At 75.1% G+C, this 22044-nt stretch carries 23 protein-coding genes; 12 read left to right on the top strand and 11 right to left on the bottom strand.

Annotated features, from left to right (window positions below):
• Nucleotides 1-91: 91 nt before the first annotated feature.
• Nucleotides 92-427 (bottom strand): DUF3099 domain-containing protein, encoded by a 336-nt coding sequence (locus ABGB11_RS12070; protein ID WP_347631883.1) that lies wholly within the window; start codon nucleotides 425-427, stop codon nucleotides 92-94.
• 105 nt (nucleotides 428-532) lie between these two features.
• Here ABGB11_RS12070 and ABGB11_RS12065 point away from each other — a divergent pair, with 105 nt between their 5' ends.
• The gene (locus ABGB11_RS12065) at nucleotides 533-745 is read left to right on the top strand and encodes a dodecin (protein ID WP_021599222.1); all 213 of its coding nucleotides are present in this window, start codon (nucleotides 533-535) and stop codon (nucleotides 743-745) included.
• Between the two features lie 85 nt (nucleotides 746-830).
• Here ABGB11_RS12065 and ABGB11_RS12060 read toward each other — a convergent pair whose 3' ends face one another.
• Together ABGB11_RS12060 and ABGB11_RS12055 are read right to left on the bottom strand one after the other, a co-directional pair.
• Complete coding sequence (locus tag ABGB11_RS12060; RefSeq protein ID WP_347631972.1) at nucleotides 831-2207, bottom strand: metallopeptidase TldD-related protein; 1377 nt, start codon at nucleotides 2205-2207, stop codon at nucleotides 831-833.
• A 5-nt stretch (nucleotides 2208-2212) separates the two neighbouring features.
• Entirely contained in the window at nucleotides 2213-3712 is a 1500-nt protein-coding gene (locus ABGB11_RS12055; RefSeq protein ID WP_347631881.1) for a TldD/PmbA family protein, read from the bottom strand.
• Nucleotides 3713-3857: 145 nt separating this feature from the next.
• Here ABGB11_RS12055 and ABGB11_RS12050 point away from each other — a divergent pair, with 145 nt between their 5' ends.
• Nucleotides 3858-4562 (top strand): beta-ketoacyl-ACP reductase, encoded by a 705-nt coding sequence (locus tag ABGB11_RS12050; protein WP_347631879.1) that lies wholly within the window; start codon nucleotides 3858-3860, stop codon nucleotides 4560-4562.
• A gap of 5 nt (nucleotides 4563-4567) precedes the next feature.
• A complete protein-coding gene (fabI, locus tag ABGB11_RS12045) occupies nucleotides 4568-5356 on the top strand; it encodes an enoyl-ACP reductase FabI (RefSeq protein ID WP_347631877.1) in 789 nt (262 codons plus the stop codon).
• Nucleotides 5357-5402: 46 nt separating this feature from the next.
• On the opposite strand, the gene ABGB11_RS12040 is transcribed toward fabI, so the two are convergent.
• From ABGB11_RS12040 to ABGB11_RS12030, 3 genes are all read right to left on the bottom strand, one after another.
• The gene (locus tag ABGB11_RS12040; protein ID WP_347631875.1) at nucleotides 5403-6038 is read right to left on the bottom strand and encodes a hypothetical protein; all 636 of its coding nucleotides are present in this window, start codon (nucleotides 6036-6038) and stop codon (nucleotides 5403-5405) included.
• A 110-nt stretch (nucleotides 6039-6148) separates the two neighbouring features.
• A complete protein-coding gene (locus tag ABGB11_RS12035; protein ID WP_347631873.1) occupies nucleotides 6149-8041 on the bottom strand; it encodes a helix-hairpin-helix domain-containing protein in 1893 nt (630 codons plus the stop codon).
• 110 nt (nucleotides 8042-8151) lie between these two features.
• Complete coding sequence (locus ABGB11_RS12030) at nucleotides 8152-9111, bottom strand: aldo/keto reductase (RefSeq protein WP_347631871.1); 960 nt, start codon at nucleotides 9109-9111, stop codon at nucleotides 8152-8154.
• Nucleotides 9112-9241: 130 nt separating this feature from the next.
• Between ABGB11_RS12030 and ABGB11_RS12025 the strand changes: the two genes are divergently transcribed.
• Nucleotides 9242-9895: a hypothetical protein gene (locus ABGB11_RS12025; RefSeq protein ID WP_347631869.1), complete on the top strand. Its 654-nt coding sequence runs from the start codon at nucleotides 9242-9244 to the stop codon at nucleotides 9893-9895.
• Nucleotides 9896-9905: 10 nt separating this feature from the next.
• Here ABGB11_RS12025 and corA read toward each other — a convergent pair whose 3' ends face one another.
• Nucleotides 9906-10886: a magnesium/cobalt transporter CorA gene (gene corA / locus ABGB11_RS12020; protein WP_347631867.1), complete on the bottom strand. Its 981-nt coding sequence runs from the start codon at nucleotides 10884-10886 to the stop codon at nucleotides 9906-9908.
• A 53-nt stretch (nucleotides 10887-10939) separates the two neighbouring features.
• Here corA and ABGB11_RS12015 point away from each other — a divergent pair, with 53 nt between their 5' ends.
• The 7 genes from ABGB11_RS12015 to mshC all read left to right on the top strand — a co-directional run bounded on the left by ABGB11_RS12015 (nucleotide 10940) and on the right by mshC (nucleotide 17264).
• Entirely contained in the window at nucleotides 10940-11653 is a 714-nt protein-coding gene (locus tag ABGB11_RS12015; RefSeq protein ID WP_347631865.1) for an MSMEG_4193 family putative phosphomutase, read from the top strand.
• Between the two features lie 10 nt (nucleotides 11654-11663).
• The gene (locus ABGB11_RS12010) at nucleotides 11664-12212 is read left to right on the top strand and encodes a DUF3090 domain-containing protein (protein ID WP_250355649.1); all 549 of its coding nucleotides are present in this window, start codon (nucleotides 11664-11666) and stop codon (nucleotides 12210-12212) included.
• A 42-nt stretch (nucleotides 12213-12254) separates the two neighbouring features.
• Nucleotides 12255-13046, top strand: coding sequence for an SCO1664 family protein (locus tag ABGB11_RS12005; protein WP_347631863.1), 792 nt, complete (start codon nucleotides 12255-12257; stop codon nucleotides 13044-13046).
• Nucleotides 13047-13109: 63 nt separating this feature from the next.
• Complete coding sequence (locus ABGB11_RS12000) at nucleotides 13110-13874, top strand: NRDE family protein (RefSeq protein ID WP_347631861.1); 765 nt, start codon at nucleotides 13110-13112, stop codon at nucleotides 13872-13874.
• Between the two features lie 133 nt (nucleotides 13875-14007).
• Nucleotides 14008-14997, top strand: a complete 990-nt coding sequence (locus ABGB11_RS11995; RefSeq protein WP_347631859.1) for an ABC transporter permease — start codon at nucleotides 14008-14010, stop codon at nucleotides 14995-14997.
• Nucleotides 14998-15003: 6 nt separating this feature from the next.
• Nucleotides 15004-15948, top strand: a complete 945-nt coding sequence (locus ABGB11_RS11990; RefSeq protein WP_347631857.1) for an ABC transporter permease — start codon at nucleotides 15004-15006, stop codon at nucleotides 15946-15948.
• An 86-nt stretch (nucleotides 15949-16034) separates the two neighbouring features.
• Nucleotides 16035-17264, top strand: coding sequence for a cysteine--1-D-myo-inosityl 2-amino-2-deoxy-alpha-D-glucopyranoside ligase (mshC, locus tag ABGB11_RS11985; protein ID WP_347631855.1), 1230 nt, complete (start codon nucleotides 16035-16037; stop codon nucleotides 17262-17264).
• Nucleotides 17265-17301: 37 nt separating this feature from the next.
• On the opposite strand, the gene ABGB11_RS11980 is transcribed toward mshC, so the two are convergent.
• The 4 genes from ABGB11_RS11980 to ABGB11_RS11965 form a co-directional block, all read right to left on the bottom strand.
• Nucleotides 17302-18837, bottom strand: coding sequence for a serine/threonine-protein kinase (locus ABGB11_RS11980; RefSeq protein WP_347631853.1), 1536 nt, complete (start codon nucleotides 18835-18837; stop codon nucleotides 17302-17304).
• A gap of 34 nt (nucleotides 18838-18871) precedes the next feature.
• On the bottom strand, nucleotides 18872-19405 hold the full coding sequence (locus tag ABGB11_RS11975) for a TrmH family RNA methyltransferase (RefSeq protein ID WP_347631851.1): 534 nt from the start codon (nucleotides 19403-19405) through the stop codon (nucleotides 18872-18874).
• 183 nt (nucleotides 19406-19588) lie between these two features.
• Nucleotides 19589-20431: a PAC2 family protein gene (locus tag ABGB11_RS11970; protein WP_347631850.1), complete on the bottom strand. Its 843-nt coding sequence runs from the start codon at nucleotides 20429-20431 to the stop codon at nucleotides 19589-19591.
• A gap of 178 nt (nucleotides 20432-20609) precedes the next feature.
• Nucleotides 20610-21071 carry a universal stress protein gene (locus ABGB11_RS11965; RefSeq protein WP_347631848.1) on the bottom strand — a complete coding sequence of 154 codons (462 nt, stop codon included), beginning with the start codon at nucleotides 21069-21071 and terminating at the stop codon, nucleotides 20610-20612.
• 160 nt (nucleotides 21072-21231) lie between these two features.
• On the opposite strand from ABGB11_RS11965, the gene ABGB11_RS11960 reads away from it, so the two are divergent.
• Nucleotides 21232-21888, top strand: a complete 657-nt coding sequence (locus ABGB11_RS11960; RefSeq protein WP_347631846.1) for an HAD family phosphatase — start codon at nucleotides 21232-21234, stop codon at nucleotides 21886-21888.
• The last annotated feature ends 156 nt before the right edge of the window (nucleotides 21889-22044 follow it).

Below are 22044 nucleotides of genomic sequence, written 5' to 3'. Positions count from 1 at the left end.
GCCCGGAACACCGGCACGGGCGCTCCGACGGGGGACCAGAGCGCCGGTACAAATCGTACACCGAAACCCCCCGCGGTTAGTCAAGAGAATGTCACGACCGGATTTCCGGTCGCTGTCCGGAAACCGGCTTCTGTGCCCGGCGCTCGGGGTCGTCGAAGGACGCGGACGCCGTCGGCTCGCGCCCGCCGTTGGCGAAGATGACCGCCACGTAGGGCAGCACCGCGGCCCCCACCACCATGAGCAGCGCGAGCCACCACGGCGCGCCGGCCACGGCGGCGGCCACCGCCCCCAGGAAGCAGGCCGTGCGGACGCCCATGGAGATCAGGTAGCGCCGCTGCCGGTTGCCGATGTCCTCCGACATGGGTCGGGGGGCGTCGGTGACCGTGTAGACCGCCGGCTCCCGGTGGTCGTGGTGATTGACCTTCACGATTCCACGGTAAGCCCAAGGGGTCCGGCCTGCTACGGCGGTACGGGTCAAACCTCGGAAACGGGCCGGAACTTCGCCGCAGGGCCGAAACAACGGGAGGAAGAGATGACCGATCGCACGTACCGGGTGACCGAGATCGTCGGGACGTCGCCGGAGTCCGTCGAGGCCGCGATCCGCAACGGCGTCCGGCGCGCCTCGCAGACCCTGCGGCACCTGGACTGGTTCGAGGTGACCGAGGTCCGCGGGAACATCCAGGACGGGGAGGTCGCCCACATCCAGGTCACGATGAAGGTCGGCTTCCGCCTGGAGGACGCCTGACCGCGACCTGCCGCGTCCGGGGCCCGGCGTCCGGGGCCCGGGCCCCCGGACACAGAGCGAGCCCCGGACGCGCGGTCTCGGGCCGTCAGGACGCCTGCGACACCGTCGACATGTTGTAGTCGCCGATCCTGATCGGCGGCATGGCGGCCCGGGTGAAGTAGTCCGACCACTCGCGCGGCAGCGTCGGCACGGTCGCGCCGACCTCGGCGAGCCGCGACAGCAGGTCGACCGGGCTCTCGTTGAACCGGAAGTTGTTCACCGCCCCGACGACCTCGCCGCCCTCGACCAGGTAGACGCCGTCGCGGGTCAGGCCGGTCAGCAGCAGGCTCTGCGGGTCGACCTCGCGGATGTACCAGAGGCAGGTCAGCAGCAGCCCCCGCTCGGTGCGGGCGACCATCTCCTCCAGGGAGGCGCCGCCGTCCGGCCCCCTCATCGCCAGGTTGTCGATGGCGGGGGTCACCGGCAGCCCGGTGATCTCGGCCGAGTACCGGGTCTGGGTGAGCGCCTTGAGCGTCCCGTCGCCGATCCAGTCGGTGGCCTGCAGCGGCAGCCCGTTGTCGAACATCGACGAGTCGCGGTCGGAGAAGGGCGCGATGACGAACGGGGCGCACTCCATGCCGGGCGCGGCCGGGTCGCTGGACAGCGTGACGGGCAGGTTCGCGAGCTTCTCCCCGACGCGGGTGCCGCCGCCCGGGGCGCTGAACACCGTCCGGCCGTCGTGCGCGTCCTGCGCGCCCGCCGACCAGTACAGGTAGATCATCAGGTCGGCGACGGCGGACGGCGGCAGGATCGTCTCGTAGCGCCCGGCGGGCAGGTCCACGCGCCGCTCGCCCCACTGCAGCCGCCGGGCGAGGTCGCCGGTGAGGGCGGGGACGTCGACGTCGGTGAAGTCGCGGGTGCCGACGCCGGCCCAGGCCGAGCCGCCCGCGCCCTTGGCGTTCAGCTCCAGCAGCCCGGACGGCTGGTCGTGCCGCAGCCGCAGCCCCGTCGAGGTGCCGAGGAACGAGGAGGTGAGGACGTGGTTGGCGAACCCGTACAGGCGCCGGTCGCCGGCCTCGGCGGCGGCGAACGCCTCGCCGAGCGCGGGCGCGAACCCCTCGAACACGCCGATGCCGGTCTCGGCCGGGTCGTCGTCCCACGCCGCGCCGGCCGGCCCGTCGGTGACCAGCGGGCGGGCGTCCTCGGCGGGCTCGTTGCCGGCGGCGTCGGCCTCGGCGGCGCGGACCAAATCCTCGATGTCGCCGGCGCCGACCGCCGACCGCGACACCACGCCCGCCGCGACGCCGTCCGCGGTGCGGCGCAGCGCGATGACGGTGAGGCGGCTGGAGCGGGTGACGCCGTTGGTGGTGAGGGTGTTGCCGGCCCACCGCAGGTTCGCGGTGGTCGCCTCGTCGGCGATGACGACGCAGTCGTCGGCGCGCGACAGCGACAGCGCCCGCTCGACGGCCTCCTGCGGCCTGATCGTGCTCACTGGCCCGCCTCCTTCAGCGCGTTGAGGATGTTGACGCCGCGGAACAGCGCCGCCGGGCAGCCGTGGCTGACCGGCGCGACCTGACCCGGCTGGCCCTTGCCGCAGTTGAACGCGCCGCCGAGCACGTAGGTCTGCGGGCCGCCGACGGCCTCCATCGAGTTCCAGAAGTCGGTGGTGGTGGCCTGGTAGGCGACGTCGCGGAGCTGCCCGGCGAGGCGCCCGTCCTCGATCCGGTAGAAGCGCTGGCCGGTGAACTGGAAGTTGTACCGCTGCATGTCGATCGACCAGCTCTTGTCGCCGACGATGTAGATGCCGCGCTCGACGCCGGAGATCAGCTCGTCGGTGGACGGGCCGCCCTCCGCGGGCTTGAGCGACACGTTCGCCATCCGCTGGATCGGCATGCTGGACGGCGCGTCCGCGAACGCGCAGCCGTTGGACCGCTCGGCGCCGGTGAGGCGGGCGATGCGCCGGTCGGTCTGGTACCCGGTGAACAGCCCCTCGGAGACGATGTCGAACGACTGCGTCTCCACGCCCTCGTCGTCGTAGCCGATGGTGGACAGGCCGTGCTCGACCGTCCGGTCCCCGGTGATGTTCATGACCTTCGACCCGTACTGCAGCGCCCCGAGCTTGTCGGGCGTGGCGAACGAGGTGCCCGCGTAGGCGGCCTCGTAGCCGAGCGCGCGGTCCAGCTCGGTGGCGTGCCCGATCGACTCGTGGATCGTCAGCCACAGGTTGGACGGGTCGACGACGACGTCGTACACGCCCGGGTCGACCGACGGCGCCGCGAGCTTCTCGGCGAGCAGCTCCGGGATGCGGGCGAGCTCGCCGTCCCAGTCCCAGTGCTCGCCGGACAGCCACTCCCACCCGTACCCGGCGGGCGGCGCGAGCGTGCGCATCGTGTCGAACAGGCCGCCGGCGAGGCCCACGGCGTTCACGACCGGGTGCAGGCGGACCCGCTGCTGGGTGGTGACGGTCCCGGCGAGGTCGGCGAAGAACTTGTTCTCCTTGACCTGCAGGAGCGTCGCGTCCACGTGGTCGACGCGGTCGTCGCCGAGCAGCCGGCGGCTCCACCCGGCCAGCAGAGCGATCTTGTCGGCGGTCGGCACGTCGAACGGGTCGATGTCGTAGGCGGAGACCCAGGTGCGCTCGCCGTGCACGGGCTCGGGCGCCAGCGCGATCGGCTCGCGGTTGACGGCCCTGGCGACGCCGGCGACCTCGACGGCCTGCGCGGCGACGCGCGCGGCGCCGTCCGGGGTCAGGTCGATGCCGGCGGCGAAGCCCCAGGTGCCGTCCTTGACGACCCGGACCGACAGGCCGACGTCGTCCTCGTCCAGCGCGGTCTCCAGCGCGGCGTCGTGCAGGCGGAGGGTCTGGCTGCGGATGCGCTCCAGCCGGAAGTCGGCGTGCTCGGCGCCCAGCTCCCTGGCGCGGGACAGGGCCGCGTCGGCGAGCGCGCGTAGCGGCAGCGCGGTGAAGGCGGGATCGATGTCATGCACCCTCCGCAACCTACCCTCCGCGCCCGCGCGCGGCCCCGAACAAACCCGGGTGAGGGGATCTTGTCGGTTCGGCACATCTTCACGGCCCGCCCGGGGCCGCTAGTGTCGTGCAGCAGTCACCCACGACCACAACGAGAGGGTAGTGATGAGTCGCTCTGTCCTCGTGACCGGCGGTAACCGGGGCATCGGCCTCGCCATCGCCCGCGAGCTGGCCGCGGCGGGCGACGCGGTCGCGGTCACCTACCGGTCGGGCGAGCCGCCCGAGGGCCTGTTCGGCGTCCGCTGCGACGTGACGAGCGCCGAGGACGTCGACGCGGCCTTCGCCAAGGTGGAGGCCGAGCAGGGCCCGGTGGAGGTGGTCGTCGCCAACGCCGGGATCACCAAGGACACCCTCCTGGCGATCATGAGCGAGGACGCGTTCACCTCCGTCCTCGACACCAACCTGGCCGGCTCGTTCCGGGTGGCCAAGCGCGCCGTGAAGGGCATGATGCGCAAGCGCTCCGGGCGGATCGTGCTGGTCTCCTCGGTCGTGGGGCTGATGGGCTCGCCGGGGCAGTCCAACTACGCCGCGTCCAAGGCCGGCATGGTCGGGTTCGCGCGCTCGCTGGCCCGCGAGCTCGGGTCGCGGGGCATCACGGTGAACGTGGTGGCGCCCGGGTTCGTCGACACCGACATGACCGCGGTGCTGAGCGAGGACCAGCAGAAGGCCATCACCGCCGCGATCCCGCTGGGGCGGATCGCGAAGCCGGAAGAGATCGCCAAGGCCGTCCGGTTCGTGGCCGGCGAGGACGCCGCCTACATCACCGGGGCCGTGATCCCGGTCGACGGCGGCCTGGGAATGGGGCACTGACAGTCATGGGAATCCTCGAGGGCAAGCGCATCCTGGTCACCGGCGTCCTGACCGACGCCTCGATCGGCTTCCACGTCGCGCGGATCGCACAGGAGCAGGGCGCCGAGGTGGCGCTGACCGCCTACCCGCGGCCCACGCTCACGCAGCGGACCGCCAAGCGGCTGCCGTCCGGCCCGGACTCCCCGCCGCCGGTGCTGGAGCTCGACGTGACCGACTCCGACCAGCTGGGCGCGCTCGCCGGGAACCTGCGCGAGCACGGCTTCGACCACCTGGACGGCGTCGTCCACGCGATCGGCTTCGCGCCGCAGACCGCGCTCGGCGGCAACTTCCTGGAGACGCCGTGGGAGGACGTGGCGACCGCCGTGCACACCTCGGCGTACTCGCTGAAGTCGCTGACGATGGCGTGCCTGCCGCTGATGAAGGAGGGCGGCTCGGTCGTCGGGCTGGACTTCGACGCCAGCAAGGCGTGGCCGGTGTACGACTGGATGGGCGTGGCGAAGGCCGGCCTGGAGTCGTGCGCCCGCTACCTGGCCAAGTACCTGGGACCGCAGGGCATCCGGGTGAACCTGGTCGCCGCGGGGCCGCTGGCCACGATGGCGGCCAAGAGCATCCCGGGCTTCGAGGGGATGACGGACATGTGGCCGCAGGTGGCCCCGCTCGGCTGGGACATCAAGGACAGCGAGCCCACGGCCCGCGCGTGCGCGGCGCTGCTGTCGGACTGGTTCCCCGCCACGACGGGGGAGATCGTCCACGTCGACGGCGGCCTGCACTCCGTCGGCGCCCCGTCGACGTGACCGCACCCCCCGGCCGCACGTCCGCGTGATCCTTCCGGCGTGACCCTCAGCGGGCCTCGCGGCGGCGGCGGAGCGCGCGGCCCGCGACGCTGACGTTGAGGGCCCCGACCGCGCCGGCGGCGCCCGCTGCGGCGGCGACGAGGAGCATCCGGCCGTCGTCGGCCCCGGAGGCGGCGACGGGGGAGATGAGCCGCGTCTGCGGCACCGCGGCCGTGCCGGTGGAGGCGTACCGGTAGGCGTTGGGGTTCGCGGCGATCTCGGGGGTCGGCAGCACGCCGGGCAGCCCGGACTGCGCCGGGGGGGCCTGCCCGGAGTACGGCCTGAGCCCTTCCGCGCCCGTCATGGGGACGGGGGCGTCCCCTCCGCCGCGCGGCTTCGGGGACGGCTTGCGCGGGGCCTTGGCGGGTGCCTTGCCCGGCTTCTTCACCGAGGTCTTCTCCGGGGCGGGCCGGACGGTCTTGGACGGGGTGGGCTTCGGCGTCGGCGTGGGGCTCTTCGGGGTGAGGGCCTCGCGGAGGTTGCCGAGGTTGCACTTCCAGTTCTCGATCGTGCTCTCCGGGTCGACGCCCTTCTTGCACGTCTCCGCCGCGGCGGCCTCCGCCGGGGTGGAGAGGAGCAGCACCAGCGCCCCCGCCGAGACCGCCGCCGACGCCGTACCGAGCCGCCTGAGCCGCTGGGGCATGTCGCTCCTCCACCCGAACCGTATTCTGTTTCCTGACCCTGCCGTCATCGTGTCCCATACGGGCGGGTGCGTAAACCACGGCACGCGGGTTTCTTTCCCCCCGTCCTACCTCACTGGACCACCAGTCTCCCGAGCCTGGTGCGGCGCGCGGGCGACCCTCCCTCGCGGACGGCCCTGGCCAGGGCGGGTCCGGCCGCCTGGACGACCGACAGGTGCCGCAGCGCCAGCCCGAACGCGGTGGCCACCAGCGGCCGGGTCAGCCCGCCGCCGGACAGGACCGCGACCACGGCGGGCCGCCGCGTCCCGCGGGCCAGCGCGGCGGTCACCGCCCAGCCGTGCCGCAGCCGGGACGCGTCGGCGGGGGCGATGACGGCGTCGCCGCCGGGGAAGGCGACCTCCAGCCCGTGCGGGCCGCCGCCGGTCACCACGCCCGTCTCGCCGAGCGGGGCGTGCGGGAGCGGCGCGGCCACGACCACCCGGTCGCCGGGGTCCATGCCGCGGAACGCGCCGGGGCCGGGGTTCAGCCGGGCCTTGAGCGCGGCGTTGAGGGCGGCGGCGCCCGCCTCGCCGCCCGCCGCCGGCGCGACGACCTGGACGTCGCCCGCGTCGAGCCCGAACGCCCGGGGGATCGAGTCGGCGACGAGCTGGACGGCGCGGTGCACCGCCTCGGCGGCGCCGTCGGCGGGCACCACGACGACCTCCCGCCCCGGGGCGTCCACGGCGATGAGCTCGCCGCCGCGCACCGCCTCGGCCAGCGTGCCGAGCGGGCCGGACGGCGGCTCGGCGCCGAGCGCGACGACGGGCACCGTCTCGGACGCCTCCAGGTCGTCCAGCGGGCGCCCGGGGCCGGCCGGCGGCGGGGCGCCCTCCTCCGCGCACAGCACGAGGTGGGCGCCGTCCGGGCACGCCTCGGCCAGCACCGCGCACAGCTCGACGTCCAGCGCCGCGCCGTCGGTCGCGATGACCAGGTCGAGGTCGAAGGGGCGCTGCTCGCCCCGCCCGTAGACCACGGCGCCCGGCGCGGCGGACGGGTCGTCCCGCGGCTCCAGCAGGCGGTGCAGGCTGGTGACCGTGACGGCGTCCGGGTCCAGCGCGCCCTCCGCGGCGGCCAGATCGGCGGCGGCGCGGTCGGTGGGCGTCACGATCGCGGTGCGGACCCCCTGCGACGCGGCCGCGGCGGCGATCTCGGCGGCGGTGCGGGCGAGGCCGTCCGGCGTGCCCCGCAGGATGCTCACGCCTGTCCGCAGCGCGGCGGTGAGCGCGAGGGAGCGGTCCTCGGGCAGCCCGTCGCGCAGCGTCTTGACGGCCGCGTCGTCCAGCAGCGGCACCGCCGTGAGCGTCAGCCGCCGCAGGCCCTCGGCGGCGGCCTCCTCGGCCAGCGCCCACCGCGCCGGGCCGAGGGTCTCCTCGGGCTCGGGCGGCTCGGCGTCCTCGCCGAAGGCCTCCTCGTCGAACTCGGGCTCCTCGGTGAGCGAGAGGACCTCCGCCTCGTCCAGGGCGGCCTCGACGGCGGCGCGCGGGTCGGGGAACGCCAGCCGCCCCAGCCCGGACAGCACGTCGGCGGCGGGCGTGACCGTGTGCCCGGCGCGGGCCTCCTCGGTCAGCAGGTGCAGGACGAGCGCGGCGCCGCGGCGGGGGTCGTCCGGCCGGGCGTCCTCGCCGAGGAGGGCGCGGGCGAAGTGGTCGGCCTGCCGCGGCTGCACGCCGGGGACGCGCAGCAGCCGCCAGGGGTCGGCGCGCAGCAGCCGCGCCGCGTCCGGCCCGAGGCGGGTGGCGGCGGGTGCGGCGAGCGCGGCGGGCACGCTCGTCTCCGCGAAGAGCGCGGTGAGCGCCCGCAGCCCCTCGCCCGGGGCGGGGTTCGGCCCGGGCGGCGGCGGCGCGGGTGCGGGGTCCGCGGGGCGTCTGTCGAGCGCCTCCGCGGCGGCCTCGGCGGCGCGCATGGCCTCGGCGGCGCGCGCCGCCCGCTCGGCGGGGGTGGGGGTCTGGTCAGGGCTGTCGGTCACGGGCTTCCCGTCGCGGCTTCACGGCTGGCGGTGGACCGTCCCGAGCGTGCCACGGACGGTCCCGGCGGTCACGGAGAAAACACGGGGACGAACCACGGGGCGGTCGCGGATCACGGCTGCGGGGCGGACTCGGAGACGTCGGAGACGTCGTCGAGCGCGTGCCGGATCTCGTTCGGCAGCGTGAGGTCCTCGCTCTCCAGGATCGCGCGGAGCTGCGCGGCGGTGCGGGCGCCGACGATCGGCGCGGCCACGCCCTCCCGGTCGCGGACCCACGCCAGCGCCACGGCGAGCGGGGACCGGCCGAGGCCCTCGGCGGCGGTCACCACCGACTCCACGATGCGGGCGCACTCCTCGTCCAGGTAGGGCTGGACGAACTCGGCGAAGTGCGGGGCGGCGGCCCGCGACCCGGCGGGGATGCCGGTACGGTACTTGCCGGTGAGGACGCCGCGGCCGAGCGGCGACCACGGCAGCAGGCCCGCCCCCGCGTCCAGCACCGCGGGCACGACCTCCCGCTCGATGTCGCGGCGCAGCAGCGAGTACTCCATCTGCGCGGACACCACCGGCGCCCGGCCCGGCCAGGCGCGCTGCCAGGCGGCGGCCTTGGAGACCTGCCAGCCGGCGTAGTTGGACACGCCGACGTAGCGGGTGCGGCCGGAGGCGACCGCCTCGTCCAGCGCCGACAGCGTCTCCTCCAGCGGCGTCGCCGGGTCGTAGACGTGCAGCTGCCACAGGTCGACGTGGTCGAGGTCCATCCGGTCGAGGGAGGCGTCCAGGGCGCGCAGCAGGTGCCGGCGGGAGCCGTCGTAGCGGCCGTTCGGCCTGATCGCCGCCTTGGTCGCGATGACCAGCGCGTCCCGGTCGACGACGTCGTGCAGCAGCCGGCCGAGGATCCGCTCGCCGGCGCCGCCGTTGTAGACGTCGGCGGTGTCGACCAGGGTGCCCCCCGCGTCGGCGAACGCGACGAGCTGCGCCGCCGCCTCGTCCGGGTCGGTGTCCTGGCCCCAGGTCATGGTGCCGAGACCCAGCCGGGACACCAGCAGCCCGCTCCGCCCGAGGTGACGCTCCTTCATAGGCGGTCAATGTAGCGGTCCGCGCGATCGCGGCGGAAAGCGAGGACCGGCCGCGTCCCGGCCCCCGCGTCCCGCGAAGATCCTGGTGAGGTCTATTGCCGGGGCCGGGGCCCGGCTAGAGTGCGCAGCCATGGCGCAACCCCCGTTCTCGATGTACTCGCCGAAGTCGCCGGACGGCGACGGCGGGCCCGACATGGCGCCTGTGTTCGGCGCGGGGCCCTCCGACGACCCCGGCTACCTCGCCTCGCTGCGGAGCGAGACCGTGCTCGGCCGGATGCGCCTGATGATGCTGGCCCTGCTCGCGGCGCCCGTCCTGATCCTGGCGCTCACGCCGCTGATCGTGGAGGACGGCTCCGAGGACGTGTCGCCGTGGCTGTTCCTCCCGCCCGTCGCGGCGGCGCTGTCCGTGCTGGTGGCCGGGCCGCGGGTGCCGCGCCCGATCCCGCCGGACGCCGGCCCGGAGGCGGCGCCGCCGGCGGTGCTGATGGCCTTCCGCCAGGCGGTGCTGGTGCGGTTCGCGCTCGCCGAGGGCGTGATCCTGCTGGGCCTGCCGCTGGCGATGGTCGGGCACAGCGAGCTGGTGTTCGCGGCCGCGTTCGTGCTCGGCTACCCGCTGCTGGTGTGGCTGGTGCTGCCCACGCGCGGCGGCGTCGAGCGGATGCGGCGCCGGCTGGAGGAGCGGGGCGCCGAGTCGCACCTGTGGGCGGTCCTGCTGGCCGCGCCCGCGCCCGCCGCACCGGAGGCGCCCTCCGCTCCGGACGCGGCTCCCGGCGAGGGCGGCTAGGGCCGGCCGCTCAGAGCCAGCCGCTCTTGCGCAGCCGCCGGAACAGCAGCACGCACGCGACCGCCATCACCGCCAGGACCAGCGGGTATCCGAAGCTCCAGTGCAGCTCGGGCATGTGGTCGAAGTTCATGCCGTAGATCCCGGCGATCGCGGTCGGCACCGCGATGATCGCCGCCCACGCGGAGATCTTGCGCATGTCCTCGTTCTGCTGCTTGCCCTGCAGCGCCAGGTGCGCGGTCAGCACGCTGTTCAGCAGCTCGTTGTGCGCGTCGACCTGCTCGTCGACGCGCAGCAGGTGGTCCAGGACGTCGCGGAAGTACTCGCGGGTGGTGCCGCACTCGGCGACCCGGCCCTTCACGATCTCCTGCAGGACGGGGACAAGCGGGTCCTCGGCGCCGCGGAACTCCAGCACCTCCCGCTTGAGGGAGTAGATGTCGGCGGTGACGTCCCGCGCGCCCGGGTCGAACACGGCCCGCTCCAGCCCGATGATGTCGACCTCGACCTCGTGCGCCACCAGCCCGTACCGGTCGACGACCTCGTCGCACACCGCGTACAGGACGGCGGTGGCGCCGTGCTTGAGCAGCTCCGGCGACTCCTCCAGCCGCCTGCGGACGGGCCCGAGCGGGTTCCCGGCGCCGTGCCGGACGGTGACCACGAAGTCGCGGCCGAGGAACACCATGATCTCGCCGACCTCGATGTCGGACGTCTCGTCGATGTAGGCGAGCGTCTTCAGCACGATGAACAGGGTGTCGTCGTAGCGCTCCATCTTCGGCCGCTGGTGCGCCGAGACCGCGTCCTCGGAGGCGAGGGGATGCAGCATCAGCTCGTCCTTGACCAGCTCGAACTCGTCCTCGTCGGGTTCGAACAGGCCGATCCACAGGAAGCAGTCGCCGCCCGCGCGGGCCGCATCGAAGGCGTCGCTGATGTCGCCGTCGATGTCGTGGCGCCGGCCGCTCGCGTAGATGGCCTTGTCGACGATCACACCTCGCATTCTCCCGCATCCGGGACGCGAACGGGCCGCGGTGATCTCCTAGAGTGGCCGTTGTGACGACGCTTCTCCTGGTCCGGCACGGCCTGACCGCGATGACCGGCCCGGTGCTCGCCGGCTGGACGCCCGGCGTGCGCCTGGACGAGCGCGGCCGGGCGCAGGTCGCCGCGCTCGCCGCCCGCCTGGCGTCCCTTCCTCTGGCCGCCGTCGTGTCCAGCCCCCTCGAACGCTGCGCCGAGACGGCCGAGGCGATCGCGGCGGGCCGCGCGGGCCCGGCCGGCAAGGTGGAGACGGACGAGCGGTTCGGGGAGGTCCGCTACGGCGACTGGACGGGCCGCCCCCTCAAGGAGCTGGCCGAGGAGCCGCTGTGGCGGGTCGTCCAGGCCCACCCGAGCGCCGCGCGGTTCCCCGGCGAGGCCGGGGAGTCCCTGGCGGACGCGCAGCACCGCGCCGTCTCCGCCGTCCGCGACTGGAACGGGCGGATCGCCGCCGAGCACGGCCCGGACGCCCTCTACGCCGTGTGCAGCCACGGCGACATCATCAAGTCGGTCGTCGCCGACGCCCTCGGCCTGCACCTGGACCAGTTCCAGCGCATCCAGGCCGACCCCGCGTCGCTCACCGTCATCCGCTACACCGAGACGCGCCCGTTCGCGGTGCGGGTCAACGACACCGGCGGCGATGTCGCCGGGCTGGTCCCCGAATCTCCGCCGGAGGGCGACGGCGGCGGCGGGCCCGGTCCGGGTGACGCGGTCGTCGGCGGCGGCGCGTAGGGTCGGTGTCATGCCCGTCATCTCCTACGACCCGCCGGAGCGTTTCGTCGCGGGCGCCGTCGGGCGGCCCGGCGACCGTGCCTTCTACCTGCAGGCCCGCTCCGGCCGCCGCGTCACCAGCGTCGGCCTGGAGAAGTTCCAGGTGACGCTGCTGGCCGAGCGGCTCGAGGAGCTGCTGGACGAGGTGCTGCGGCGCAGCGGCGGCGAGGCCGCCGTCCCGGCCGTCGCCCCGTCCGAGCTGCAGGACGACGGCCCCCTCGACCAGCCCGTCGAGGAGGAGTTCAAGGTCGGCACGATGGCGCTGGCCTGGGACCCCGAGGACGAGCAGGTCGTGATCGAGGCGCAGGAGGTCACCGAGTCCGAGGCGGAGCCCGACGTCGGCGAGGACGACCCCGCCATCGCGGTGCTGCGGGTCCGGATCAGCCCGGCGCAGGCCCGCGCGTTCGCCGAGCGGGCGCTGAAGGTCGTCGCGGCGGGGCGGCCCCCCTGCCCCCTATGCGGCCTGCCCCTCGACACCGAGGGGCACGTGTGCCCCCGGCAGAACGGATACCTCGGCTGACATGTACTGGATCATGCACGCCGCGGCCGGGAGAATGAGCGCATGACGCAGTCCTCCCGGGACCGTGCCCCCGCCGGCGACGTCGCCGGGCGGGGCACGGGCGGCCGCCCGGTCTCGCCGCGCGACACCGCCGCGGCCGAGCGGCTGCTGTCGGCCGGGCGCCTCGCCGTGGAGGGCCGGCTCGTCCAGGCCTCCAACGCCACCCTCTACTGCTCGATCGAGCACGACGGGCTGTCGGCCAACTGCGTCTACAAGCCGGTCGCGGGGGAGCGCCCGCTGTGGGACTTCCCCGACGGCACCCTCGCCGAGCGGGAGGTCGCCGCCTACGAGGTCTCCAAGGCGATGGGCTGGGGCACCGTCCCGCCCACCGTCCACCGCGACGGCCCCTACGGGCCCGGCATGGTCCAGCTGTGGGTGGAGCCCGACCCCGACATCGACCTCGTCGCGCTGTCGCGCTCCGACGACGAGGCGATCCGGCGGATGGCCGTCTTCGACGCCGTCGTCAACAACGCCGACCGCAAGATCGGGCACCTGCTGCCGCCCGGCGACGGCCACGTGTACGGCTGCGACCACGGCGTCTGCTTCTCCACCGACTACAAGCTCCGCACGGTCCTGTGGCAGTGGCGCGGCAAGCCCCTCACCCCCGAGGCCCTGGAGGTGCTCGGCCGGGTCGACGCGGAGCTGCGGGGCGGCGCCCTCGGCGCGCGGCTGGCCGAGCTGCTCACCGCGGACGAGGTCGACGCGACCCGCAGGCGCGTCGAGCTGATGCTCAAGCACCGCATCCACCCCTACCCGCCGGAGGACTGGCCCGCCATCCCCTGGCCGCCGCTGTGACCCCGGCCCGGTAACGCGCGCCCCGCCGGACGGGCGGAAAGGGCGGAATGCTCCAATTGGGGCATGTGCACGGCGATCATCAGTGTCGACCCGTCCTCCCCGGTCCCGGTCCTCCTCGTCGGCGTGCGGGACGAGTTCCTCGCCCGCGACTGGGACCCGCCCGGCCGGCACTGGCCCGAGCGGCCCGGCCTCATCGGCGGCCGCGACCGCCGCGCGGGCGGCACCTGGCTCGCCGTGGACCCGGACGCGCCGCGCGCCGTGGTGGTGCTGAACGGCCGCGGCGCGATGGCGCCCGAGGACGGCCGCGCCTCGCGCGGGGAACTGCCGCTGCGCGTCGCCGCCGACGGCAAGCTCGGCCGCCCCGACCTCGCCGCCTTCGACCCCTTCCACCTCGCCGCCGCCGAACCCGACCGGGTGCGGCTGTGGAGCTGGGACGGGCGGACCCTGACCGCCCGCGACCTCGGCCCCGGCCTGCACCTGGTCGTCAACAGCGGGCTGGAGGGCCTCGACCAGCCGGAGGGCGACACCGAGGACGCCTACATGGAGGCGCGGCTCTCCCACTTCCGGCCGCGCCTGGCCGCCGCGCCGCGCCCCGAGCCGGGGCCGGAGGACCCGCCGGAGTGGGCGTGGGGCGCGTGGCTGCCCCTGGTGAACGGCGACGGGCTGCCCCGCGCCGACCACCGGTCCCTGCTCCCGCTGCTCGACCTCGGCGAGGGCCGCGTCTGGGGCACCACGTCGGTCAGCCTCGTCGCGATCCGCCGCGACGGCGTCCGGTACGACTTCAGCGCCGCGCCCGGCGTCGGGGAGGCCTGGACGCGCGTGCGGTGAGGGACGCGTGACGCCCGGTCTGACAAGTGTGCCTGCGGAGCATGACTCACGGTGCTAAGTTGGCTACTCGACGCGATCTTCGCCGGAGCGCCGGCCGCCCGCGGAGGCCGGTCACCGGCGCACGGGAGGGCGGATGGCAGCAGCGGCACGCCCGGCACCGGTGCGCGACCGGCCCGGTGCCCCGCCCCCGGAGCCGCAGGCCCGCCCCGTCGTCCCGGTGCCCGGCCGCAGCCCGTTCCAGCTCGCGCTGAGCCGGTTCCGCCGCGACCGCGCGGCGGTCGCGGCCCTCGCCGTCCTCACGCTGATCGTGGCGTTCGCCGCGCTCGCGCCGCTGTGGGCGCACCTGACCGGCCACCCCTACCACGCGACGTTCCCCGAGACGGGCCTGGACGCCGGCGGGCAGCCCCGCGGGCCGTGCGGCGCGTTCCCGCTCGGCGCCGACCAGCTCGGCCGCGACGTCCTCGTCCGGGCCGCCTACGGCGCCCGGATCTCCCTGGCCGTCGGCGTGCTCGCGGCCCTGCTCGCGGCCGTCGCCGGGACCGCCGCCGGGACCCTCGCCGGGTTCGCCGGCGGCGCCGTGGACGCCGTCCTCGCCCGGCTGATGGACATGACCCTCGCGCTGCCGTACCTGCTCGTCGCGATCACGCTGTCCACCACGTTCCAGATCGGCTCGGCCGCAGCGAGCCTGACGATGACGGTCGCGGTGATCGCGTTCTTCTCCTTCGCCTCGTTCGGCCGGATCATCCGCGCCCGGGTGATCGCCCTCACCCGCGCCGAGTTCGTCGAGGCCGCCCGCGCGCTCGGCGCGTCCCGCACCCGGATCGTGGTCGGCGACCTGCTGCCGAACCTGGTCGCGCAGATCACCGTGCTGACCTCGCTGCTGATCCCGGCGTCGATCGTGTTCGAGGCGACGCTGTCGTTCCTCGGCGCCGGGGTGCGGCCGCCGATGCCGAGCTGGGGGTCGATGCTCGGGGAGGGCGGCGACGTGTACCGCACCGCCTGGTGGCTGCTCGCCGTCCCCGGCGTCCTGCTGCTGCTGACCACGCTGTCGTTCAACCTGCTCGGCGACGGCGTCCGCGCCGCCCTCGACCCGCGCGGCGACCGGTCCGCCGGGGGCGGGTGAGCGCCCGTGGCGCGCTTCGCCGTCCGCCGGCTGCTCTACGCGGCCGTGGTGCTGTGGCTGGTGTCCACGCTGGTGTTCGTGTTCCTGCACGTCTCGCCGGTCCCGGTGGAGCGCGTCATCGGCGGGCCCCGCGCCACCGCCGACACGCTGCGGCAGATCCGCGAGAACCTCGGCCTGGACCGGCCCGTTCTCGTCCAGTACTGGCGGTTCACCGGGCGGCTGCTGAGCGGCGACCTCGGCGACTCCTACGTCAACGGGACGCCGGTCACCGCCCTGATCGGCGCCCGGCTCCCGACGACGCTGCTGCTGGTGGGCGGCGCCGCGGTCCTGTGGTTCGCCGGCGGCGTCACGCTCGGGGTGCTCAGCGCCACCCGGGCGCGGGGCCTGTGGGACCGCGTCTCGACCGTGGTCACGCTGATCGGCCTGTCCACCCCGCCGTTCGTGATGGCGCTGGCGCTGCTCCAGCTGTGCGCGACCGGGCCCGGCCGGCACGGCGTCCACCTGTTCGAGGCGGGGCCGCCGCTGCAGGAGCACTTCCTGCAGCGGATGGTCCTGCCGTGGATCGCGCTGGCGTTCCTCATGCTCGCCGCCTACACGCGCCTCACCCGCGGCGCGATGCTGGAGGCGCTGGGCGAGGACTACGTGCGGACGGCGTGGGCGAAGGGGCTGCCGCGGCGCCGCGTCGTATGGAGGCACGGGCTGCGGGCGGCGCTGACCCCGGTCGTCACCCAGCTCGGCATCGACCTCGGCGTGCTGATCGGCTCCACGATCGTCACCGAGAAGGTGTTCGGGCTGCAGGGCGTGGGGCAGCTCGTCCAGCAGTCCATCGCGCTCGGCGACACCCCGGTGATCATCGGGGTGACGCTGCTGGTGACGCTGTTCGTGGTGGCCGCGAACCTGCTCGTCGACATCGGCTGCTCGATCCTGGACCCGCGCGTGCGGCTGCGCTGACGGCCTCCGCCGGCGGCCGCCCCGTCCCGGTCAGACGGGGTGATCTCGGATTCCTGCCGTTAAGTGCGCATGGATAAGCTTTCGGTATGCGATCGTGGCCCGCCTCCGAAGTCCCGAGCCTGTCCGACGCGGGACTGCCCGCCGCGACCCGGCCGCTGAGCCTGCACGACACCGGGACGGGGACGTCGCGTCCCACGTCCCCGGGCGACACCGCCCGGATGTACGTGTGCGGCATCACCCCCTACGACGCCACCCACCTCGGGCACGCCAACACCTACCTGGCGTTCGACCTCGTCAACCGCGTGTGGCGCGACCTCGGCCACCGGGTCCACTACGTCCAGAACGCCACCGACGTCGACGACCCGCTCCTGGAACGTGCCCGCGAGACCGGCGAGGACTGGCGGGAGCTCGCCGACCGGGAGATCGAGCTGTTCCGCGGCGACATGACGGCGCTGCGGATCCTGCCGCCCGACCAGTACGTCGGGGCGGTCGAGGCGATCCCGCTGATCGTCGAGATGATCGAGAAGCTGCGCGGCCGGGACGCCGCCTACGAGGTCGACGGCGACGTGTACTTCCCGGTCGCGTCCGACCCCGCGTTCGGGCAGGTCAGCCGCCTGACCCGCGGGGAGATGGCGCCGCTGTTCGCCGAGCGCGGCGGCGACCCCGAGCGCCCCGGCAAGCGCGACCCCCTCGACGCGCTGCTGTGGATGGCGCGCCGCCCCGGCGAGCCGGGCTGGGAGTCGCCGTTCGGCGAGGGCCGCCCCGGCTGGCACGTGGAGTGCTCGGCGATCTCCATCGAGTACCTCGGGATGGCGTTCGACGTCGAGGGCGGCGGCTCGGACCTGGCGTTCCCGCACCACGAGATGAGCGCCTCCCACGCCCAGGTCGCCACGGGGGAGCGGCCCCACGCCCGCGCCTACGTCCACGCCGGCATGGTCGGCCTGGACGGCGAGAAGATGTCGAAGTCGCGCGGCAACCTGGTGTTCGTGTCCAGGCTGCGGGAGGCCGGCACCGACCCGATGGCGATCCGGCTGGCGCTGCTGGCGCACCACTACCGCGCCGACTGGGAGTGGACGCCGGAGGCCCTGGACGAGGCGTCCGCGCGGCTGCGCCGCTGGCGCGACGCCGTGGCCCGCCCGTCCGGCCCGCCCGCCGCCGACCTGGCCGCCGCGGTGCGCGGCCACCTGGCCGACGACCTGGACGCCCCCGCCGCGCTGGCGGCCGTCGACGCCTGGGCGGCCACCGCCGGCACCGACACCGCCGCCCCGTCCCAGGCCCGGGCCATCGCCGACACCCTGCTCGGCGTCGCGCTCTGACCTCGGTGCGCGACCCGGGGCCGGTACCTGCGGCGCCTCATTCCATGACGTAGCAGTCCCAGGCCGACGGGCTCCCGGCGTCGCCGCGGAGGCGCGCCTCGGCGTCCGGCCGGTACTGCGCCGCGCAGACCTGCGTCATCGTGATCGGGGTGTCGACGCCGATGTCGGAGCCGCGGGGGACGCAGTACCAGTCGCCGGACCGGAACTCGGCGTCGCGTCCGCGGGCCCCGCAGTACCTGCCGGGGTCGGGGGAGCCGAGCACGACGGGGCCCGGCGGCGGGTCGTCGGTGTGCGTCGGCCCGCCGCCGCCTCCGCCGCCGGGCCGCGTCCCCTCGCCCTGTCCAGGGCCGCCCGGCGCCGTGGTGCCCGGCTGCCGGGACGTCCGGCTCCGGGACGGCGAGGACGCGGGCGAGCGGGCGCCGGGCGTCGCAGGCGCGGTGACCCGCCCGCCGCCGGCGCCGGCCGTCCCGGACGGCTCGCCGCCCCGCCGGTCCAGCAGCAGGTACCCGGCGGCGCCCGCGGCCGCCGCGGCCACGGCCGCGGCGACGGCGGCGGCCAGCGCCCGGCCGAGCCGCCGCCTGCCGCGACGGCCGCCGTCGGGGTTCGGCGCGGTGGCCGCGGGCGGCAGCGTCGTGGAGCCGTCGCCGTCGCCGTCGCCGCCCGTGCCGTCCGCCGCGCCCTCGTCCGTGCCGTCCGGCGGGGGCACCGGCGGTGCGGGCGGGGGCCCGGCGGAGCCGGGCCCGGCCGGCGGCGACTCGAAGGCGTCCTCGTGCCCGACGAGCCGCAGCAGCAGCTGCGCCGCCGTCGGCCGCCGCGCGGGGTCCTTGTCCAGCGCCGCCGCGACCAGCTCGCGCAGCTCGCCGTCCAGGGCGCCGAGGTCGGGCTCGTGGTGCAGCACCCGGTACATGACCGCCGGGACGGAGTCGGACCCGAACGGGGGCCGCCCGGTCGCCGCGAACACCATCGTCGCCCCCCAGGCGAACACGTCCGCGGCGGCGCCGACGTCCCCGCCGGACACCTGCTCGGGCGCCATGTACGCGGGGGTGCCGACGGCGCGGCTGCTCACCGCGCTCGCGGCGTCCAGCACCCGAGACAGCCCGAAGTCGATCACCCGGGGCCCGTCGGGGCCGAGCAGCACGTTGTGGGGCTTGAGGTCGCGGTGCACGATCCCGGCGCGGTGGATGGCGGTGAGGGCGCTGGCGGTGCTGACGGCGAGCCGGTCCAGCGCGCCTCCGCGCATCGGCCCGTCCCGCGCGACGAGGCGGTTCAGCGCCTCGCCGGGGACGTACTCGCTGACGAGGTACGGGCTGTCCCCGGCGACCTCGGCGTCCAGGAACTGGGCGGTGCAGAACCGGGCGACCTGCTTGGCGACCTCCGCCTCCCGGACGAACCGGGCCCGCGCGGTGTCGTCCTCCTCGAACTGGACCCGCAGCAGCTTGACCGCGACGCGCTGCCCGTCGTCGCCCTCGCCGAGGTAGACCGTGCCCTGGGCGCCGGATCCGAGCCGCCCGAGCAGCGCGTAGCGGCCGAGGCGTCGCGGGTCGTGCTCGTTCAGCGGCCGGGGCTCCGGCAAGGTCCCGCGCTCCCTTCGGTCGGCGGTCGCGGGGTCACAGCAGGCCCGCCAGCTTGTACAGGACCAGCGAACCGGCGACCGCCACGTTGAGGCTGCTGCCGGTACCCACCATAGGGATCTCAACGGCGAGGTCGAGCAGGTCCAGTGCCTCGGGCGGGATGCCGGTCTGCTCGTGGCCGAGCACCACGACCGTCCGGACGCGCGCCGCGGGCAGGTCGGCGAGCCGCACCGCCTCGTCGGCCAGTTCCACGCCGGCGACCCGGGAGCCGGCCTCGCGCTGCCGCTCCAGCCAGCCGAGCGGGTCGTGCACCCAGTGGACGCAGGCGGGCCGGCGGAGGGTGTTGCCGCGGTCGAGGGCCTCCGGCACCCACGGGAACCGGGGGACGGCCATGCAGGCGCCGACGGCGTCGCAGGTGCGCAGCAGGGTTCCGAGGTTGGCGCCGTGCAGGGGCCACAGGGGCGCGACGACGAGGTGGTCCCAGCAGGTGTGGGCGCGGCCGCGGCGCTGGCGGCGCAGTTCGCGCGGCGTGCGGACGCGGATCGACGCGGCCGCCCGGCGGGGGCTCACCGGCCCCGGGCGCTACCGCCCTTCGGGAAAGAGGAGATCATGAGGGGGCGCACTTCGCGGCGTGCGCGGGCCATCGCCGGGGAGACTCGGACACGACCGAGTGTAGCCGCGCCCGCCCGGAGCCGCCCAGAGGCGGAGCCGCCGAGGAGCCGCCGGCCGGGGATCAGCCGGGGCCGCCGGGGATCAGCCGGGGTCGCGGCGGCGGAGGTAGCGCTCGAACTCCCGGGCGATGGCGTCGCCGCTCGCCTCCGGCAGCTCGGTGGCGTCCTTCTGCTCCTCCAGGGTGCGGACGTACTCGGCGACCTCGGAGTCCTCCTCGGCGAGCTCGTTGACGCCGTGCTCCCAGGCGCGGGCCTCCTCGGGCAGCTCGCCGAGCGGGACGGTCACGTCCAGCAGGTCCTCGACGCGGCGCAGCAGCGCCAGGGTGGCCTTCGGCGACGGCGGCTGCGCGACGTAGTGGGGGACCGCGGCCCACAGCGACACGGTGTCGAGGTCGGCCTTGGCGCAGGCGTCCTGGAGGACGCCGAGGATGCCGGTCGGCCCCTCGTAGCGGGCGGGCTCCAGGTGCAGGGTGTTGACGAGCCCGGCCTCGGACGCGGCGCCGGTGACCGGCACCGGGCGGGTGTGCGGGGCGTCGGCGAGCAGCGCGCCCAGCAGCACGACGTTGCGGATCTCCAGCTCGAGCATCAGCCCGACCAGCTCGCGGCAGAACGACCGCCACCGCATGTTCGGCTCGATCCCGTGCACCAGCACGACGTCCTTGCCGTTCGGCAGGCGCGCCCACGACACCCGGGTGGTGGGCCAGGTGATGCCGCGGGTCTCGCCGTCGGTCATCTCCACGATCGGGCGGGTGACCTGGAAGTCGTAGTAGTCGTCCGGATCGAGCTCGGCGATGGGCACCGCCTCCCAGGTCGACTCCAGGTGGGCGATCACCCCGCTGGCGGCCTCGCCGGCGTCGTTCCAGCCCTCAAAGGCGGCCACGAGCACAGGATCGACGAGTTCCGGCACGCTTTCGAGCTCGACCACGCGCTGCCTCCTTCCGACGCCCAGGTACAGCGTCACCGACGGGGGCCGTCATTCCCGGGGCGGGGGCCCCGCTCATGATCGGTGGCTGTCAGCCTACGTCCTGACAGTGACCTACCCCACCCCTCCGCAGGGCAGACCCCGCCCTGTACGCCCGCGGCGGAACCACGTCACGATCGGGTCACTTGCCCTTGGGGGTGGTGTGGACGATCAGCACGTCGCAGGGGGAGCGGTGCGACAGGTTGGCCGGCACGGACCCGAGGATGCGGCCCGCGAGGCTGTTGAGCCCCCGGTTGCCGATCACCAGCAGGTCCACCTCGCGCTCCTTGGCGAGCTTGGACAGCACGTCGACGGCGTCGCCCTCGACGGCGACCTGCTGGATGTCGGTGGCGCCGGCCGCGACGGCGCGCTCCCGCGCGGCCCGCAGCGCGTCGTCGGCGGGGGTGGACCCCTGCACCTTGTACGCCAGGTCGCCGAGCCGGTCGGCGGCGGAGGCGCGCTCGCGCTCGGGCATGGGGCTGTAGGCGGAGGCCAGCAGGAGCGTGGCGCCGGTGGCGGCGGCCAGCTGCGCGGCACGGTCGACCGCGCGGAACGAGGAGTCGGAGCCGTCGGTGCCGACGAGGACGATGCGGTACGCGCTCATGCCGTTCCTTACCCGTTGGTAGTCACTGGGGGAACGGTATCGGTCCGCCGACCCATCCGTCACGGCCTTCTTGCACGGCCCGTCCAAGAAGAGGCGCTGATCACGGCGGCTAGTGTGGAGGGCTGCATATCGACCCAGGATCGACCGGATGAGGAGAATCGTGACCCGTGGGGGCCTGCAGGCCGTGCTGTTCGACATGGACGGCCTGCTCATCGACTCCGAGCGCGTGTGGCTGGAGGTCGAGACGGAGGTCATGGCGTGGCTGGGCGGCGAGTGGAGCCCCGCCCACCAGGAGCACCTCGTCGGCGGCTCCCTCTACGTCGCCGCCGACTACATGCTGGAGCTGACCGGCGCCTCGGCCTCGCGCGAGGAGGTCGGCCGCCGGATGCTGGACGGCATGGCCGAGCGGCTGAGCGCCTGCGTCCCGCTGATGCCGGGCGCCAAGGAGCTGCTCGGCGAGGTCCGCGAGGCCGGGGTGACCGCGGCGCTGGTGTCCTCCAGCCACCGGCGGCTGATCGAGCCGGTGCTGGACGCCGTCGGCCGCGCCTACTTCGCGCTCAGCGTCGCCGGCGACGAGGTGGAGCGCGTCAAGCCCGACCCCGAGCCCTACCTGACGGCCGCGGCCCGGCTCGGCGCCGACCCCGCCCGCTGCGTGGTGCTGGAGGACTCGCCGAACGGCGTCGCGGCGGCGGAGGCGGCGGGCTGCGCCACCGTCGCGGTCCCCGGCGTCCTGCCGATACCGCCCGCGCCGGGACGCACGGTGGTCTCCTCGCTGCGCGAGGTCGACCTCGCGATGCTGCGCTCGCTCGCCGCCTGATACCCGCGCCGCCCGCCCCGCCTGATACCCGCGGGGTGGACCCTAGGGGGCGGGTACCGCCGAGGGAGGAGACGGCAGCGGGCGCAAACCGTCCGACGGGAGGAGCAGGACCGCCGCCTCGCGTGTGACGATGGAGGGAGCACCACCGCACGGAGT

The organism is Actinomadura sp. B10D3, from assembly GCF_039871695.1.
GTDB lineage: Bacteria > Actinomycetota > Actinomycetes > Streptosporangiales > Streptosporangiaceae > Spirillospora > Spirillospora madurae.
The sequence above is the reverse complement of the archived record's forward strand: the minus strand, read 5'-3'. Positions and strand labels throughout refer to the sequence as shown.

Bases quoted from the DNA above. Each gene is read 5' to 3' on its own strand.
- ABGB11_RS12050 (WP_347631879.1), top strand. From the start codon at position 3,858: ATGAGTCGCTCTGTCCTCGTGACCGGCGGTAACCGGGGCATCGGCCTC.
- ABGB11_RS12065 (WP_021599222.1), top strand. From the start codon at position 533: ATGACCGATCGCACGTACCGGGTGACCGAGATCGTCGGGACGTCGCCG.
- ABGB11_RS12000 (WP_347631861.1), top strand. From the start codon at position 13,110: ATGTGCACGGCGATCATCAGTGTCGACCCGTCCTCCCCGGTCCCGGTC.
- ABGB11_RS11965 (WP_347631848.1), bottom strand. From the start codon at position 21,071: ATGAGCGCGTACCGCATCGTCCTCGTCGGCACCGACGGCTCCGACTCC.
- ABGB11_RS12025 (WP_347631869.1), top strand. From the start codon at position 9,242: ATGGCGCAACCCCCGTTCTCGATGTACTCGCCGAAGTCGCCGGACGGC.
- ABGB11_RS12010 (WP_250355649.1), top strand. From the start codon at position 11,664: ATGCCCGTCATCTCCTACGACCCGCCGGAGCGTTTCGTCGCGGGCGCC.
- ABGB11_RS12030 (WP_347631871.1), bottom strand. From the start codon at position 9,111: ATGAAGGAGCGTCACCTCGGGCGGAGCGGGCTGCTGGTGTCCCGGCTG.
- corA (WP_347631867.1), bottom strand. From the start codon at position 10,886: ATGCGAGGTGTGATCGTCGACAAGGCCATCTACGCGAGCGGCCGGCGC.
- ABGB11_RS11995 (WP_347631859.1), top strand. From the start codon at position 14,008: ATGGCAGCAGCGGCACGCCCGGCACCGGTGCGCGACCGGCCCGGTGCC.
- ABGB11_RS12005 (WP_347631863.1), top strand. From the start codon at position 12,255: ATGACGCAGTCCTCCCGGGACCGTGCCCCCGCCGGCGACGTCGCCGGG.
- ABGB11_RS12040 (WP_347631875.1), bottom strand. From the start codon at position 6,038: ATGCCCCAGCGGCTCAGGCGGCTCGGTACGGCGTCGGCGGCGGTCTCG.
- fabI (WP_347631877.1), top strand. From the start codon at position 4,568: ATGGGAATCCTCGAGGGCAAGCGCATCCTGGTCACCGGCGTCCTGACC.
- mshC (WP_347631855.1), top strand. From the start codon at position 16,035: ATGCGATCGTGGCCCGCCTCCGAAGTCCCGAGCCTGTCCGACGCGGGA.